The organism is Pedobacter vanadiisoli, assembly GCF_042684385.1.
In the GTDB taxonomy this organism is placed as follows: Bacteria; Bacteroidota; Bacteroidia; order Sphingobacteriales; family Sphingobacteriaceae; genus Pedobacter; species Pedobacter vanadiisoli.
The window spans coordinates 270,271-287,372 of the sequence record NZ_JBHULL010000008.1 but is presented as its reverse complement, the minus strand read 5'-3'; the positions used below and the strand labels follow the sequence as shown (position 1 = coordinate 287,372).

The 17,102-nt window shown below is 36.7% G+C and carries 11 protein-coding genes; 4 read left to right on the top strand and 7 right to left on the bottom strand.

What is annotated here, in order from left to right:
• Nucleotides 1-145: 145 nt before the first annotated feature.
• The 4 genes from ACFSR6_RS09855 to ACFSR6_RS09840 form a co-directional block, all read right to left on the bottom strand.
• A complete protein-coding gene (locus ACFSR6_RS09855; RefSeq protein WP_379078219.1) occupies nt 146-4,306 on the bottom strand; it encodes an OmpA family protein in 4,161 nt (1,386 codons plus the stop codon).
• A gap of 15 nt (nt 4,307-4,321) precedes the next feature.
• On the bottom strand, nt 4,322-5,308 hold the full coding sequence (locus ACFSR6_RS09850; protein WP_379078217.1) for an AAA family ATPase: 987 nt from the start codon (nt 5,306-5,308) through the stop codon (nt 4,322-4,324).
• A 6-nt stretch (nt 5,309-5,314) separates the two neighbouring features.
• Nucleotides 5,315-6,610, bottom strand: a complete 1,296-nt coding sequence (locus tag ACFSR6_RS09845) for a toll/interleukin-1 receptor domain-containing protein (RefSeq protein WP_379078215.1) — start codon at nt 6,608-6,610, stop codon at nt 5,315-5,317.
• A 305-nt stretch (nt 6,611-6,915) separates the two neighbouring features.
• Nucleotides 6,916-8,037 carry a patatin-like phospholipase family protein gene (locus ACFSR6_RS09840; RefSeq protein WP_379078213.1) on the bottom strand — a complete coding sequence of 374 codons (1,122 nt, stop codon included), beginning with the start codon at nt 8,035-8,037 and terminating at the stop codon, nt 6,916-6,918.
• 504 nt (nt 8,038-8,541) lie between these two features.
• Here ACFSR6_RS09840 and ACFSR6_RS09835 point away from each other — a divergent pair.
• Nucleotides 8,542-9,615 carry a helix-turn-helix domain-containing protein gene (locus tag ACFSR6_RS09835; protein ID WP_379078211.1) on the top strand — a complete coding sequence of 358 codons (1,074 nt, stop codon included), beginning with the start codon at nt 8,542-8,544 and terminating at the stop codon, nt 9,613-9,615.
• A gap of 103 nt (nt 9,616-9,718) precedes the next feature.
• A complete protein-coding gene (locus ACFSR6_RS09830) occupies nt 9,719-12,091 on the top strand; it encodes a TonB-dependent receptor domain-containing protein (protein WP_379078209.1) in 2,373 nt (790 codons plus the stop codon).
• Here the strand turns inward: ACFSR6_RS09830 and ACFSR6_RS09825 are convergent.
• From ACFSR6_RS09825 to panC, 3 genes are all read right to left on the bottom strand, one after another.
• Complete coding sequence (locus tag ACFSR6_RS09825; RefSeq protein WP_379078207.1) at nt 12,088-13,080, bottom strand: lysylphosphatidylglycerol synthase transmembrane domain-containing protein; 993 nt, start codon at nt 13,078-13,080, stop codon at nt 12,088-12,090. The genes ACFSR6_RS09830 and ACFSR6_RS09825 overlap by 4 nt on opposite strands.
• A gap of 3 nt (nt 13,081-13,083) precedes the next feature.
• On the bottom strand, nt 13,084-13,434 hold the full coding sequence (gene panD, locus ACFSR6_RS09820; RefSeq protein ID WP_090769374.1) for an aspartate 1-decarboxylase: 351 nt from the start codon (nt 13,432-13,434) through the stop codon (nt 13,084-13,086).
• Between the two features lie 165 nt (nt 13,435-13,599).
• Entirely contained in the window at nt 13,600-14,445 is an 846-nt protein-coding gene (gene panC, locus ACFSR6_RS09815; protein WP_379078204.1) for a pantoate--beta-alanine ligase, read from the bottom strand.
• Nucleotides 14,446-14,594: 149 nt separating this feature from the next.
• Here panC and ACFSR6_RS09810 point away from each other — a divergent pair, with 149 nt between their 5' ends.
• Complete coding sequence (locus tag ACFSR6_RS09810) at nt 14,595-15,419, top strand: glycogen/starch synthase (RefSeq protein ID WP_379078202.1); 825 nt, start codon at nt 14,595-14,597, stop codon at nt 15,417-15,419.
• Nucleotides 15,420-15,440: 21 nt separating this feature from the next.
• Nucleotides 15,441-16,874 carry a DUF4270 domain-containing protein gene (locus ACFSR6_RS09805; protein ID WP_379078200.1) on the top strand — a complete coding sequence of 478 codons (1,434 nt, stop codon included), beginning with the start codon at nt 15,441-15,443 and terminating at the stop codon, nt 16,872-16,874.
• Nucleotides 16,875-17,102 lie beyond the last annotated feature (228 nt).

Here is a 17,102-nt window from a genome sequence, read left to right as displayed (position 1 = left end):
TTAGTAAATCAAATGTAGCATTTCTGTTCTAAATTACTATGGCTGCATAGTAATTTATTTTGAGAATTTTATAAAAGTAAAGCTGGTATATAGTTAATTTCAATAAGTAGATTCTATATTAATTATTGACTTACCAAAGTACTTACTAATTTTTTGTATCAGAAAAATCCTGAACAATAATAATAGATTTCTCCCCACAGTCATTGGTTTTATCACTAGGATCATCTCTATAACTCTTATATAGTCCTGATTCTTTATTGACCATTTTATTTGACAGATGACTTTTAATTGCATTTCCGTATTGTTCAGACATTTTCATACCCAGACCTCTAGAATAACTGTTAACCGTTATCTTTATATTGGGGTTTTTATCCAACTTGCTAGCCAATTCCTTTAATAATTGTACTGCTTCTGTACTTAAAGTTGGCATTCCCTTTTCAAAATAAATGATATAACTATCTCCTAATCCAACTGATTTGCAGATACTATTTTTATTAATTTTTATTTCAATCCTATTTCCGCAGTTATTTCCAGAAAGTGGGACTTCCATCCCAGCGGCTTTTAACCTAGATGCATTTATTCCATTTTTAATAATATAGTTTATAAAAGAATTTGATAAAGCTTTGGCAAGCTGTAACCGGTAAGCTTCCGTGTTACCAGAACTTACGTAAGCTGTAATCTTAACTTCATTGTCGGGATTATCTCTTAGCAATTTCAACAAATCGTCTATCATTTTTTGATCCTCTGCTCTTATATTACTTTTATCCCGGTCAAAATAAAAAGTGTAGCTGCTGCTGGTTTTAACCGATTTACAACTGTTTTGTGGCAAAGTCAGGTCCTTCAGCCAAACTTTTATAATGTTATTATTTTTTTCCGGTAGGCTCAATTGCAATTGATTTATTTTCATGCTCCCAAGTGTAGAATTTCTGACGATTTTCAATATTGCAGTTGCTTTATCTTTATTATCCCGACGATAGTACCTTACCTCATTGTTCCAATCGAATGCACCCATTACATTTTGCTGTACGTAATAACCCACTGCTTCTAAATCTTTTTTCAATTTATCCGCAATCGCTTTTTGGTCAGCAGCATTATATTGTATCTGTACGGTATCAACAGTTCCCTTTATCCAAACCTCTATTTGATTATTCAAAGTAGCATTAACTTTTTCGGCCTTAATATCCTTACGAAAAAAGACGCCAGCCTGTATTGCTACCATATCCGCCCTATTGGCATCATAACCAGCTGAATATCTTACTACGCTTAAATTCGTTTGCTCACGATCCAGATCAGGAGCCACATTATATCCCTCTTTTATCAACTTATCCTGGAAAATTTTCATACTATCCTTCAGCCTTTCCGGGTAATAGCGAAGATAAACCTGATGATTAGGAGGATCATTCGGAACACAATCCGATCTAAAAATCTGCAAATGGCTTTGTAAGCTGTCTATTTGAAAACTTTCACTAATCGTACCTTTCTTTTCTGAAATCAATCTAAACTCTAACTTTTCTCCCTCTACTTTTTCAAAACCGGTTAAGTTAAGGGTATCGACCTTTGTTTTAGAGGTATCTACAGAAACAGCTGTATCAAGTAACACAGTTCCATTTTTTGATAAGATTAACCGTGAAGGGCTAAATTTCAAATAACAGACATTTTTATTTAATAAAACCTTCCAATTGCTAGCATTGCCTGTTACAACCTCCGTTTTAACAAGTTGTGGCAAATTTGGCTTTGTAAATCCGATAAGGACTCCCAAGAACAATAAAACACCGAGTAAAATCAATGGTATTAAGAGGCTATTCCTTATTTTCCTTTTAACATTGTCGGCTTTGGGCAACACGACCTTATTATTATAATAGTGCAACAGCTTATCTCCGTTATCAGAATCTGTTGATAATGGGTTATCCCAATTTTCAGTATTATTTTTAGGATGAACACCCTGTAAGTAAATTTTTAATGGAATATCACCTATTTTTCCATTTTGATAAAACTTTAAAAACTCCTTTTCTTCTTTTCGATATGCCGGATATTTTAGTGGATTATTGCTGTATAAAACAAACTTATTTACGATGAGCTGCATTATTTTTTCGTTATTTGCAAAAGACTCTTGGTCATTTTCAGAATCTTCTTCAAGTAATCTAATTAGCGCTTCCCTCGTTTTAATTTCATTTTCAAGCGTTAGCTTTTTTAACAGTTCCAAACGAATTTTTGTAGGAAAGGCCCCTTGCCGTACCCAATCAATCCTGCACATTTTTAACAGGTTCTGGTACGTTACCAAACCATTATCCAAGCGGTTACCTATAGCAACAATAACTTCCCAATTAATTTTGGGATAAACGGCAATTGCAGCAATCCATTGAAAAATCTGCTCATCATTTACATAGGCTCTTAATTCTTCTATTTCTTCGAATTCGATAAATTTGGAAGAATAGGTTTGATATAAAGATGTGCCTATAATTTTTTGATTATATACCTCGTTAAGTAAAACCTCAAAAGCATTTATCAAACCTATATTATCTGCAGGCAATACATTAAAAAATGAAGCCAGAATTTTCTCGTTAAGCGACCAATCAGCTGCCGCAATAGGCGTAATAAGCAATCGGCTAGACCAATAAGAGAATTCATTTCTGAACGGAATATATACCTCGGCAAATTGATCATCCAAAAAGTTATACCCGTCGCCAAAAACGATCAACACGGATTGATAGTGTCGGTTTTTCAAATAATTAATGCTCACGGTGTTGTGAGCCTGCTTTTGGAAAAGGTTTAAGGGGCTTTTTATATAATAATATACATTCAATTCAACTTGGCTCCCGAGCAGCAAAGAAACCAAATATTGAAAAAGCTTTACCTGTGGACTGCTAACATAACTTTTATCGATTATAACCAGATAACTTCTTTGTATATTTTTGTTTTGTAGAACCGGCGAGAATAAACCAAAATTTTGAATGGTTGCCTTACTTGTTTTTCTCAGATTTAAGACAAACACTTCCGATTCTATCTTTTTCCTTAAATCAAAAGCCAATTTAACAATTGCATCCTTACCACTGATAAATATATCCTTATTAAAAAATTGGATATCGACGGGCATTTTAGTACCCAAAAAAGTCGGTAATTCAGTAGCCTGTAAGTATTCAGCTTGTTTATTCGGAAAGATTTTTTCGTATAGCTTAAGTTGAGCATTTTCGTATATCCTATATAAGAAAGGTGTAAAATAGCAAAGCGAAACACATAAAAACAGAATCCCAATTATCCAGAACAATATATAAAAAAACGAGGTTAGCTCCTTAAATGTTGATGCCTTTAACTTACCTGTTTGTGTATTAATTATTGAAAACTTATCTAAATCTTTTACGTCAATGTTTTTTTGGTTTACGTTATGGGGACAGATCTGATTTAAATATTTTCCACCAATGAGATATGTTTTTACTGAATCAAAATGGTATCGGAGTATATTGTTTCTGGTAATGGTATCACGTCCGTCAATAGTCCATTTAACGGATTTATTCTGATTATTCCCGGCTTTTAATGTTACAGTATCGCCTTTATTAACAAAATCTTTACCCGAAAAACTTATTTCTGGTAGGGAATCGCAAATCAACAGACTGCTACTCTTTTCTATCTTTTTTCTAACATTGGGGATAGAAAACCAGACTTCGATTTTTTTAGTCCCTGGCTTTGCAAACCGGTATTCAACTAAGTTTCTATTATTAAAGGTAGTATCTTGTAAATTCCAAGTGGTTTTTAAACCAGTAGAATCGAATTTGGGCTTAAATAGTTTTTCTATAAATGTTTGTCTGGCTGCAAATTGTTTGTCTTTTAAGAAATCATCGGCAACCGAAATTTTTAACGGCATGCCAACCGCATGATGATCGGAAATGGAATCAAGCTTAAAATCATCTATCGTTAAGCTTTCAGGTTTAAAAACCGGGGCAAATGTCAAAAATAGAAAGATAGCAATAAGCGTAGCAGAAATACCACAATAAACAAATCGCTTTTTCTTTTTGTATTGCCCTTCTTGCTCCAATTTTTGCTTTCTCAAAAAAAATGCCTCATTTTCACTGAAAAAAGAATCGAACAAAGTATAAAAGTGTCGTTGTTCCTCAGCATTCCGACATATTACTGCAGCCAGCGCAACTTTAATCTCACCCAGTGATTCTTTAACATCATCCACTCCCCTAAGTATTTGGGCAGCTACAACATAATCATCAATATCAATAGAAAATCCCTTCCCATTTAGTGCAACGTAAAGGAACTCTTCTACAAGGGCAGGCGTAATGGTATATTGATTATGGATCGGCATTTTGGTAAGTTAACCTCAAACAGTTAAATTGGTTGTCCCCGGAAGTATATTTTTGAATTCATTTAAATCCCCTTTTTTCTTCAACAGGATCGAAAAAGAATTTTCACACTCCTCACGCCCTTTATCAAGCAGTTTATTTTCCTTTAAAAAATTAATCCAATCTATACACTCGGATATAGAAGGTTTTTTTTCTATGTTTTTTGCTTCTGATATTTTAATAAACCAGGCCATTTTTTCATTAAAACCATTTTCTTCATTTGGAGATAATTCTTCAAGCCCAACACTAAGTTTTTTTAATACTATTGTTTTGAGTTCTTTCTCATCCGGAAAATCTATATAATAAAATATACATCTCCTTAAAAAGGCATCAGGTAGATTTTTCTCGTCGTTACTCGTTAAAATGACAACGATATTTTGTTTTTCTTCGTCGGTTAGTTTAATTGATAAATTAATCTCTTTAATCGTAAATGATAGGTTTTCTATTTCATAAAGTAAATCGTTGGGAAAATCTCTGGGGGCCTTATCTATTTCATCAATTAAAACCACCGATTTTGGCTTTAACTCTTCTATTTTAAACTTTAATTGTGATTGCCTGATAATCCTATCCAATTCCCTATCGTTATTTTCGGTCAGTCCTTTTGCACAAACAATAGCAAAACCCAAAGCCGTTAAAGTAATGTAATCGGCAGCTGTTTTATTATTGTCATCTATTGTTGAGCGGCTTATATTGGCATCCCTAAAATGCGAAACGGCATCATACTCATAAAATAGGTCAGAAAAAATAGAGGTTGATTTGGTATTAAACTGTAAAACAGATTTATTGAAATTATTAGTATCCTGATTGGCGAACCAGTGGGCAAATTGCGTTTTACCAACCCCGGGCTTGCCAGCCAATAACAAAGGCCTACCCAATGAAATAGACATATTTAATACTGCAGTTAACGATTTGGAAGGTTGGTAAGTATTAATATCCTGAGCTTGTGTTAATTTTATGATTTTCATAATTATTTAATTAAAATCGTTTAATGCATCTTCCAATGCTTTTTCTATTTTACCTAATCTCGCAGGCAAACTGATGTTTATCAACGCTAAATTTTTTATTGCTTTTGCTTTTATTTTATCCTGGATTAGTACATCCTGATCGGTCAATTCAGTCCACCTATCAAGATGTTCTTCTCTTATCTCACCTAAAACACTACAATTCTTTACTCCAAACCGCTTCTCGAGATGATTAAAGAGATTCGTTTGTTTAGCATTCTGCTCTTCGCACCTAATTAAAAAATATAGAAATATACCGGCACAACTGGGATCGTTGTGATTGAAAAACAGGTTCAGTATTGTAAAGAAATCTTCTAGGTAACTATCCTCGTAAAGGTGTTCGGAGGTAATCCGGAACGGGATGATCTGCCTGGATATTTTATTTGACCTTAATAATTCATATAATCCATTAATGATCTCACGGCTATCGTTATAGTTGTGGCTTACCGGATCAACTAGGCAAAACAGCCTTTTAATTTCTGCTATAAAATTTGCCAAAAGATGCTGCTCGTTATGATAGCTACTTAAAGCATATAAATCGATATAATCATCTTTGGTTGCACTCATATATGAGCTATTATTCCCCAAAGCCTCTTTATCCAATCTGTAATTAAAATATTGCGGCCGGTCGTATTTGTTGCCTTCGTAAAAAAAAATATTGCAATTCCTGATGGGCAGGCCATTTATCATATTTTTAAAACTTCCAAATTCCCTATCCCTGTTAATCTTGGTTTTCAGCAGATCTGGTGCAATTTTGGCAGTTACGATTTGTTTTGCCTTTTTATCCTTAAATTCTGATTTTATAACGTTGTATAGTGTATTTGCAATAAGCCTTATCTGTGCACGGTTTTGCTTATCCATCTCAAATTCCGACTCCTTCATCGGAAACCAGGGCCTGTTATAAAGGCTTATTGCTTGAAAAGACCTTAGCGCATCATAGTTGTCGCATTCAAATATTTTATCATGTAAAATAAAAAGATCTTTACGTTTAATCGCAACTTCAAATTCCTTATGTTTGATGTATTCTGATTGATGAAATTTCTCACTGATCAAAAACAGCACTACCTGCGCACTTTCAATTTCACATTTTATTCTTTCATCCCATTTATCGCCACTTTTTAAAAAGTAAGTATCTAAGGTAAGCTGGATATCAAATTCATTAAATTCTCTAACAATCTCATCAAATTCTGCCTTTAGGGAGTCAGGAATATACAATGTAGTATCTGTGTGCCCATAAGAAATGAATATTTTAATCGGATCGGCCATATTTTTAAACTAAACTTTCATATGCTCAATATTTTTTACAGATTTTTGCGGTTTCAATGTTCTGATCTGCGTCCAATAGGCCATCAAGAGACACTGTGTAACCGTTTGTACATTGCATATTTTATAATTATTTAGCAAACAGCCTTTAAGTCCATCGGCTGTTATAGCTAGGTTCGGGTTAACCATAAGCATTGCAAATTTTTAATGCATCAATTATTCATATTCTTTAATAGCGGTAAATAATGGTTGGATAGTTACCCAGACTGATTAATGGTTACCCCTCCTTACAAGTGTTCAGATGAAAATCAAAAATGCTCATTTAAAACCTTCGAAGCAGCAGCATACCCAATTTCATAAAGCAATCCCCTATTTTTGGCATTACTCATTTCAACTAAACTTGTAACATCTTTTTTGCTAAAATTTTTTGCCAATCCCAAACCATTCAAATCATTTTCGGTAATGGGGAAGTTGTATCTCAGGTATTTCAACAGTGGCTTTCCGCCAATATAATCATCTTTTAATATGCCTATTTCCCGATCAATTGAATGTGCCGTTGCCGAATTGGATAACCATTGTAATATATGTTGATTTTGCCAACTCGCATCCTGCATTAGCATATCGGGTACATTCTGCGCCCAGGTTTTCATCCAGGCTTCTTCTATTTCGCCTGTTTGTTTCTTAAAAATATTATAACCTGTACCAACCGATACAATGGTCAATTTATCTTCGGCCATTTCCCACCCAAAAGGAAAACCTTTGAGTGTTGCTACCATCAGCAGTGTTAGTGCCGGATTATTGGCCATACTTACGCCCCCATCTACAAAGGCAGCCCTATCTCCACCGCCCACATCAACCATTTGTGGGGCAAAATAGGTTGGCGCAGCACTACTAGCCCTAACAGCTTGCCAAAGTGGTATATTTTTATTTTTATAAAAATATTTCCCTCTCGGATGATTGATTAATGGCCAGGTACTATTGGTATCTGCCCGTTTTGCAACAATGCACAATCCGGTCTTAATACGATCACTTTCTAATGTAATGTTACCAAATGCACTCTTTAGGCTTTCTTCAAGAGCCTTATAATCATAAGATGCCTTTAAGAATTTCCAGGTTTCCAAAGGATTCCAAAAACTATGCTTTTGCCCAAATATCTTCCCGCCTAAATCCATATACAGATCCTTGATCTCATCTACAGATTTCCCAATCGCTAAAGCGGCAGCGATAATAGAACCTGTTGAAGTACCACCGATTAGATCGAAATAATCGCAAAGCAATAAATTTTGGTCTTGCTCTTTTTCTCGGAGAACAGTTTCTATTTTTTTTAAATAGCCTAATGTTAATGCCCCCCTTATACCTCCACCATCCAATGATAAAATTCTTTTGGGTCCATTTTCAGGATCAATGTGTTGAGAGAGTGTTCGTTTCATAATATATTCAATTTGTAACATTATTATAAATTCCAGGTGGTTTTTTACTATACGATAGCCCAACACACTAGTTGTTTCAATAAAACAAGAGCTATTAGGATACATATTTTTTCCACTAATACTTACTATTCGGAAATTCACATGTAATGAAGAAAAACTACTTATACCTTATGCACTTAAAATTTAAAACAAAAGCTTGTTGTTGCCTCTTAGCCAAATTACAATTGGCATATAGATGGCATAGACTAGATTAAAACTGGGGAGGAAAAATATTGACATGAGAGGCTAACATATAAAAATCTGTATCACAAGCATTTAATTAAAGATAGAAACTTTAGATTTAAATCACAAGTAATTTCGGCACTAAGTACCTTTTTAAAAGCGCTCCCTAAATGTAAAAAAAGAGGCGACAAGAATAAAACTTCTACCATCAAAAAATCATTACCCCAGAAAGGTATGGTTAACATATCTTTGGCATTAACATAAGATTGTTATTTTTGTTAAATGGGCTTAGGTCAACAAATATTATTTTTCTTCAGTGCGTTGGGGGCATTTAACGGCTTAATCATCGGAACTTACCTGCTGTTGTTCAAAAAACAGAAATCGGTCCCGGCTTATTTTTTAGGTCTTTTGCTTTTATCCATTAGTTTAAAGATCAGTAAATCGCTGCTTTATTATTTTTATCCGTCTTTACCGGGGATTTATATCCAAATCGGCATTTTAGGAAGCTCATTGGCAGGCCCATCTCTGTTTTACTTTATCCGATCGGCTCTGGCTCAATCAACAAAAATAACAGCCCTACAAAAGGCTAATTACCTATTTTGGATTTCGGCAATCATTATCGCCAGCCTCATTGCTCCCTACAGTAAGCTGCCCGATATCTGGGAAAATTATATCGGAAGGATAATTTCCATACAATTCACCATTTACATCTTATACGCTACCTGGTTACTTAAAGACGTTTTTATTAAACTTTTTACCAAAGGAGAAACGGCTTCCACGTCAGAATTGTTATTGGTTTCGGTGCTTATTGGAAATATCATTGTCCCCACTGTATTTAAACTGCCTGTCTTCTCTTTTTTTAATGGTTCATGCATCAGTGGAGCCCTATTTTTCTCCCTCGTTCTTTATTTCAATACTTTTTTATTTATTACAAAGAGAAAAACAGGCGATTTACTTTCAACAGGCCAGCAGGCTATCCGTTATGCAAACAAAAAAATCTCCTTAGAGCAGGCTATGGCTTTAACAGAAAAACTTGAAAAACTTATCCTGGAGGAGGAACTTTACAAAGACCCCGATCTCAAATTAAACGACCTTAGTAAAAAGATCAATATTTCAGGTCATCAGCTTTCGCAGCTGCTTAACGATAACCTGGGCAAAAGTTTTGCAGCCTACATTAATGGCTTCAGGATAAATGAAGCCTGCAAACTGATCATTAACGATAAAAGTATTAAACTCGAAGCCATCGGTTACGAGGTGGGCTTTAATTCCAAATCTACATTTTACACGGCTTTTAAAAAGCATAAACAAACCACTCCTACCCTTTATAAGGAACAACTTTCTGTTGCTACACTGTAAACCTGTCCGGTTTTATAATTCCGAACTCCCAAATCTGAGATTTAAAACCACGTCATAATACTCGCCTTTTAGTTTTGGTCCATCATAACCAAACACATAAAAGATGAAGTATATCTTATTATATCTGCTCCTAACAGCTGAATTGTTAAATGCGCATACCATTACCGGAAAAATTATCGATAGTAAAAGCAACCAGGGCTTGCCTTCAGTGAGTTTGATATTAACCGATCAGGATCATCCAGCGATTATAAAATATTCCAGCAGCGATACTTCGGGTTTCTTTCAGTTTAACGATATACCACAGGGCAGATACACTTTATCGGTTAGCTTAATGGGCTATCAAAAGGCACAAAAAACATTTACGATCGATAAGTCAAGTACAACGATATTACCGTTAGGCAATATTTTAATTGACGAAGACATCAACCTGCTCAACGAGGTGACTATTGTTGGCGGTGTACCTGCGTTTAGCTCAAAGCAGGGACAGATTACGGTCGGTATTGCCAACAATATCTTATTTAAATCGGCACCTAACCTACTCGAGGTTTTCAGAAAGCTGCCGGGCCTACAGGTTAACCAGGACGGAACAATGCAATTGGCCAGCAGGGCAACCCCAACCTTATTTGTTGATGGCAGGCCGGTAAACATGGGGAATGATGAAATTTTCACCTATTTAAGCAATTTATCGCCTGATATGGTCGAATCAATCGACATCATCAATCAACCATCCTCGAAATACGATGGAGAATATCAGGGCATTATCGATGTTAAACTGAAAAAAAACCTGGCTCTGGGCTTAAGGGGTTCCTACAATGCGCAACTTCAGCAAAATAACTATAGCTTATTCGATCAAAATTTATCGCTGATTTTTAAAACGGCCCGTTTTACTTACGATTTAAAGCTCGGCCAAACCTTAGGAAGTTCATTTTATAAATATTATGCACTGCAATACCTTCCCAACACCAATGGGCTAACTACCGATACGCGAACGGTTACCAACAACAGGAATTTTAATGCGCAGGCAAGGCTCACTTACGAAATTAAAAACGGGCAAACCGTTGAAGCATTTTTACGCAGCTATCAGATCAGGCGGAATGCAGTATCGGGCAGTCAATTGGTTACCCAAACAGCAGATTTAAAGCAAAACATTGCCCATGTAAAAAGTGATAATGATGCACATCCGAAACAATACAATTATGCAGGCGGCATTAATTACGATGCTAAATTCAAAAACAGTGAGTTTCATATTGTTACCTCATTGGCACAGATCGACAACAGGCAAACGGAAGATATACAAAGCCGGAATGTATTTAACAGCGAACTTCAAAATTATTGGATAACCAACTCAGCAAACAACATTACAATACGTGCTGCACAGGCAGACTATATGCAGAATATAGGGAAAGGCAAATTGGAGTTCGGGGGCAAGCTTACCAACAATAGTACCGATAATAACTTACGTTACGATACGCTCGGCAATACGGGCTTTATCTTAGATCCCAAACGCAGCAACCAATTTGATTATCACGAATATATACATGCTGCTTACGTTTCTTTCAATAGCCAATGGAACAAAATTAATTATAGCCTGAGTTTAAGGATAGAAAACACCCGTACCCTGGCCAACTCGATAACCACTGGTACAGTTACAGAAAGGAAATACCTGAAATGGTTACCTAGCATTAATTTAACTTACAATGTTAACGACGCAGATCAGATCAGTCTCAGTTATAGCAGACGGTTAACACGGCCTACTTTTGCAGCGCTAAATCCTTTTCGGTTTTATTACAGTCCGCGACATTACTGGATAGGAAACCCCTATCTTCAGCCTTCAACAACCAATCTTATATCCTTATCTTATAACAAAAAGGTGATGAACATTGCGCTGAATGCAGGCCGCGAAACAGATGTGATTACCCGCTATCCGGAATATAACCCAACAACAAATGAGCTCATTTTCCTGGGCCGAAACATCCCCTACCGGAACTTCGCCAACCTAACAGTAAGTTCACCGGTTAAAATAAACAAATGGTGGCGGATGAACCATAACATCGTCTTCTCCTATAACAGGGAGTTGATGCCCTACTTTGATCAGACCTATAAAATTGCTGTTTACGATTACAAAATTAATGGCAGCCAGGTTTTTACCTTAAAAAACTGGTTATTAGACATTAGTTACCTGTATGAATCGAAAAGCGGCAATGGCCTCTATATTTTCGCGCCAGTTTATGGTATTGATTTCGGCCTGCAGAAAGCATGGTTCAAGAATAAACTTAATACCAAGATTGTGCTCTATGATGCTTTCGACAATATTAAAAGAAGATTTATTTTTAGGGAGAAAAGTATGATCAACAACGATTTCTATCATTATTTCGCTTCCAACAAACTGGCCTTTAGCTTAACTTATAACTTCGGAAATTCTACTTACAAGGCTAAGGAAAACAAGAGAAATGAGGATGAAAACAGAGCTAATTAACTGGATTTTACCGCATCTGTTTTTTTAAACAAAATACAGCTTAAACTAAAACCGCCCAATACCAGGATGAGCAAAACCTGCGAAGAATGGATAATGGTTGAGTAGGCTAGCCCATCCTTAAACGAAATACCGTAAAGCACAAGCGATTGGGCAACCATCCAGTGGAAAACGCCTATACCACCCTGTACCGGTGCTGCCATGGCAAAGCCCGAAAACACAATTGCAGTAAATGCGGCATTAAAATGCAGACCGGCTGTAGCCTGTATTGATGAAAAGGCAAAATACATGGAAAGCGAATAAAAAATCCAGATCCCCAGGGTATAGGTTAAGAAGATGCCTTTTTGCCTGAGCTTCCCATAAGAACCAAAACCCTGGCGCAGGCTCACAAAAATGCGCAGGAATTTTTTACTGAATTTTTTCCGCAGGAAATAAACCGTTATTAAAACCGACAATAGTATGGCAATAGTTAAGCCAACAAGCCACCAATAATTTAAATTGTCCAGTTTTTTAAGAAGATTCAGATAAATGGTATCGTATAAAAAATCCGAAACAATATCGTACTGAAAGGTAACCATGGCCAAACTGGTGAAGAAAAGCATCAGCACGTCAAAAAGCCTTTCGGTAATTACGGTGCCTATGGAGGCAAACATAGGCACTTTTTCGGCTTTATGAATTACCGAACAACGGCCAAGCTCGCCAAAACGCGGCAATGCAAGGTTCGCCAGGTAGCCAATCATTACCGCATGATAGGCATTCCAGAAACTTACTTTGTAATGGATAGACTGATAAAGCATCTGCCAGCGCAATGCCCTTAATACATGGGCAATCCAAACAGCAAAAGCTGAAGTGATTACCCAAAAATAATCTGCGGTTTTAATTTCCTGCCAGATCTTTCCTAAATCCTGACCCCGAAAAGCTAAATATAGTACCCCTATCCCGATTAAAAACAGGATGATGTATTTTAGCGCTGTTTTGAGGTCGAAGGTCACAATTTATTTTAGCAAGTGGTTGTTATCGTCAGGAAAAACAAGGATGGGATTGTATTTTTTGGCTTCTTCTATAGGCAATGCACCGTACGACATGATAATCAGAATATCGCCAAGTTGTGCCAAACGCGCTGTAGCACCATTTAAACAGATGGTTCCGGTACCGCGTTCGCCCTTAATCACATAAGTTTCAAAACGTGCGCCGTTGTTATTATTTACGATCTGCACCTTCTCATTCGCAATAATGTTAGCTGCATCCATTAAATCTTCATCGATCGTAATACTGCCTACATAATTCAATTCGGCCTGTGTTACCCTAACACGGTGTATTTTCGATTTTAATATTGTGATAACCATTTGGCAAAGTTAGTAATAAAGCACTGGATGAAAAAAATGTAAAATGTAAGTGCGATGTAATATGGGAAATGGATGATAGTTAGTATTAATAAAACGGATAATGGTTTATTGTTGAGAACTAACAAGCAGGTTATGAGCTAAACGCCACCATTATCCATCTTACTATTATTTTATAATCATATTATCAATCAGCCTGGTCGAACCTACCTTAGCCGCAACTAAAGCAACCAGGTTGTCTTCATCTTTCGATTTTGCTGGTTCAAGCGTATTACCGTTTGCAATGGTAAAATAATCGAGGACAACACCTTCAACATTGTCATATAGTGCTTTGGCTTTACTTTCGAGCTCAGCGAGTGTGTATTCTTTAAAATGGTCGACTACAAATTGCAGCGATTTACTCAAAACCAGCGAGTGCTTCCGGTCTTCGGGGCTTAAATGAATATTTCGGCTGCTCATGGCCAAACCATCGTCTTCCCTGATAATTGGGCATACAATAATGGTAATGGGCAGGTTAAAATGCGCCAGCATATTCTTAATCATCAGCACCTGCTGAAAATCTTTTTGCCCAAACATGGCCACATCGGGTTCAACCGCATCAAAAAGTTTTTTTACAATCTGGGTTACGCCCTGGTAATGTCCTTTCCTGAAAGCGCCCTCAAGCAAAAATTCGGCACTTCCCAAATCGATATGCCATTTTTCGTTGGCACCATCAGGGTACATTTCCTCCACATTGGGCATAAAAACGCCGTTGCAACCGGCATCCTGCAGCATAGCCAGATCGTGCTCAATCGGACGCGGGTATTTTTCCAGGTCCTTCGGATCGGTAAACTGGGTAGGATTAACAAAAATACTGCAGATAATGATATCGGCATGTTGCTGGGCCAGCTTTATCAGTGAGATATGGCCATTATGCAGCGCACCCATTGTGGGCACTAGTGCTATTTTTTTAGCAGATGCTTTTAATGGCTGTAAAAAAGCCTTAAGTGCTGCTTTGGTTTTAAATATTTCCAATTTGGACAATCTAAATTAAAGCCGTAAAGGTGTAAATTAATCTAAACGAAACCAAACAAATGCTTGCTATATTGATAAATAGTATTATTATGCTTACCTTTGCAGCTCATTATCTTTTATTTAACTTAATATTTTCTTAGAATATGGAGATGGCAAAAACGAAGCTGCTGATTGTTACACACGAAATGTCGCCTTTCCTCGAGCTTACTAAAATTTCTGAAATTACGCGCCAGTTACCACAGGCTATGCAAGAAAAAGGATTCGAAATCCGTATCTTGATGCCAAAATTCGGTAATATCAACGAGAGAAGAAATCGTTTACACGAAGTAATACGCTTGTCTGGAATGAACATCATTATTGATGACAATGATAATCCCTTAATCATCAAAGTAGCCTCCATCCCAGCTGCACGCATGCAGGTTTATTTCTTAGACAATGAAGAATATTTCCAGCGCAAGCAGGTATTTAGAGATGCCAGCGGAAAATTTTTCGACGACAATGATGAACGTACAATTTTCTTCTGCAAAGGCGCATTAGAAACCGTTAAAAAATTAGGTTGGGCACCAGATATCGTTCACTGTCATGGCTGGATGAGCGCATTAGTACCTGCCTACATCAAAACCACTTATAAAAACGATCCTACTTTTAAAAATTCTAAAGTAGTATATTCTATTTATGAGGATGGCTTTACAGAAAAACTGAATGCTAATTTCGCCACTAAAGCAGTAATGTCAAATATGACGGAAGATGACACTAAAGCCTTCTTACCAGCTGATTGCGATAGCATGCACATTGGCGCGGTAACGCACTCTGATGCAGTAGTTTTAGCAGACGAAAACCTGAATAAAGATGTGTTAAAATTTGTTAAAGATTCCAATAAGCCAACATTAGCTTTTAACTTAACCGAGAATTTTGAAAACTTCTATACTTTTTACGAGGAGATTTCGAATGACGAATTGGTTTCAGTAGCTTAATCAGGTATTATTATTTAAAATATGAAATTTACAAAACAAGACTTATTAACCCTGTTGATAGGTCTTTTTCTTTTTGCATCGTGTAAAAACCCCGACGGTGTTGGTTTGGATGTTGATCCGAATGCTGCTATTACCGGAACATTGGTAGTATCTCCTGTTAGCACACAATTGGTTGCGGAAACTGCTGCAAATACTTTAGGACAGCCCCGTTATCCGTTAGGCTACATGGTTGATCCTGTTTTTGGCAAAACAGAAGCTGGTATAGCCATGACGGTATATCCAGTCGTTAACACTGATTTTGGAACCGCTCCTCAGCTTGATTCAGCTGTTTTGGTATTAAAATTCGACGAATCAAGCGCTGTAACTAAATTTTATGGCGATACCATTAATTCCAAATACAGCATTGATGTATTCCAATTGGCTAATAAAGTAACTACCTATAAAAGTTCAGATGTTCAAGCCATTAACAATACTTTATTAGGGAATTTCACAGGCAAATTAGCCCCGAATACAAAAGCTAAAGTATACGATATTGTTACCGGCAAAGCTGATACTTTAAAAACAGTACCGGCACAGGTGAGGATTCCGCTTAACAAAACATTCATCCAGAACAACATTTTAAACCTGGGCACAGCCGGCACTTCATCGAATGCAAAATTTATAGATGCTTTTAAAGGTCTATACGCACAGGTAAACAAATCTTCGGCAACAGGTACGGGCGGCATTGCTTTTTTCAGCTTCTCGGGAACGGATTCTTATCTGCAGTTGGTTTGGAAAAAAACAAATTCATCTAACGGAGTTGATACCGCTACTGTAAACTTTCCTATTGGCGCACTAAACACAAGTGGTCAAATTAGCGGTGTGGCCGCAACTATTAAACACGATTACGTAGGTACTGAAATACAAAAACAAATTGATGTTCCGGCGCCATCAGATCCCACTCAACAATACAACGTAACTTATTTACAGGGGCTGGCTGGGGTTAAAACCAAAATCAGCTTTGATGGACTGACATCTTTTAGAGGCAGTTATGGAAAAGTAGTAGTAAATAAGGCTGAGTTGGTTATAGAGCTTGCCGGGGGTGCACCTGCGTACCCTTTTAACGCCGCACAACGGCTTTCTTTGTACCGCTGGGATATTGCACACCAACCATCTAACATTCCCGATTACACGAATTTTGCTTTAAGCTCTTCAGGTATATCTGCGGCAGGAGAGGCGCGTTATGGCGGATACTTCGATTCAGTTAAAAACCGTTATATCTTTATAATAACCAATTATGTTCAAAGCTTAATTGATGGCACCATAAAAGACGAAGGCACATTTTTAGCGCCAACTTCTTTTAATCTTTTCCAAACCGTGCCAACAGCAATTTCAGCAGAAAGGTCAATTATTGGAACTGGTAATACAAGCACAAATAAAATGAAACTGAATATCTATTATACCAAGATTAATTAGGTATTGATACTATCGATTTCGAAAACTCCTGTTCTTAAAAAAGAGCAGGAGTTTTTTTATGTATACAACGGAACCTATTTAAATTGGATTATTATCAATGACGAAGGCATTCGTCTCGACCAAGCCCCTTATGTAATTCTGAACGCTGTGAAGAATCTTTTAATCGTGGAAGGCCTTACACGGGCCAATCAGCGGCTTGTTTCAGGGAAAGTAAAGATTCTTAGTTGT

Excerpts from the sequence above, each read along its gene's own strand:
- ACFSR6_RS09855 (WP_379078219.1), bottom strand. The coding sequence starts at position 4,306 with ATGCCGATCCATAATCAATATACCATTACGCCTGCCCTTGTAGAAGAG.
- ACFSR6_RS09850 (WP_379078217.1), bottom strand. The coding sequence starts at position 5,308 with ATGAAAATCATAAAATTAACACAAGCTCAGGATATTAATACTTACCAA.
- ACFSR6_RS09845 (WP_379078215.1), bottom strand. The coding sequence starts at position 6,610 with ATGGCCGATCCGATTAAAATATTCATTTCTTATGGGCACACAGATACT.
- ACFSR6_RS09840 (WP_379078213.1), bottom strand. The coding sequence starts at position 8,037 with ATGAAACGAACACTCTCTCAACACATTGATCCTGAAAATGGACCCAAA.
- ACFSR6_RS09835 (WP_379078211.1), top strand. The coding sequence starts at position 8,542 with ATGGGCTTAGGTCAACAAATATTATTTTTCTTCAGTGCGTTGGGGGCA.
- ACFSR6_RS09830 (WP_379078209.1), top strand. The coding sequence starts at position 9,719 with ATGAAGTATATCTTATTATATCTGCTCCTAACAGCTGAATTGTTAAAT.
- panD (WP_090769374.1), bottom strand. The coding sequence starts at position 13,434 with ATGGTTATCACAATATTAAAATCGAAAATACACCGTGTTAGGGTAACA.
- ACFSR6_RS09810 (WP_379078202.1), top strand. The coding sequence starts at position 14,595 with ATGGCAAAAACGAAGCTGCTGATTGTTACACACGAAATGTCGCCTTTC.
- ACFSR6_RS09805 (WP_379078200.1), top strand. The coding sequence starts at position 15,441 with ATGAAATTTACAAAACAAGACTTATTAACCCTGTTGATAGGTCTTTTT.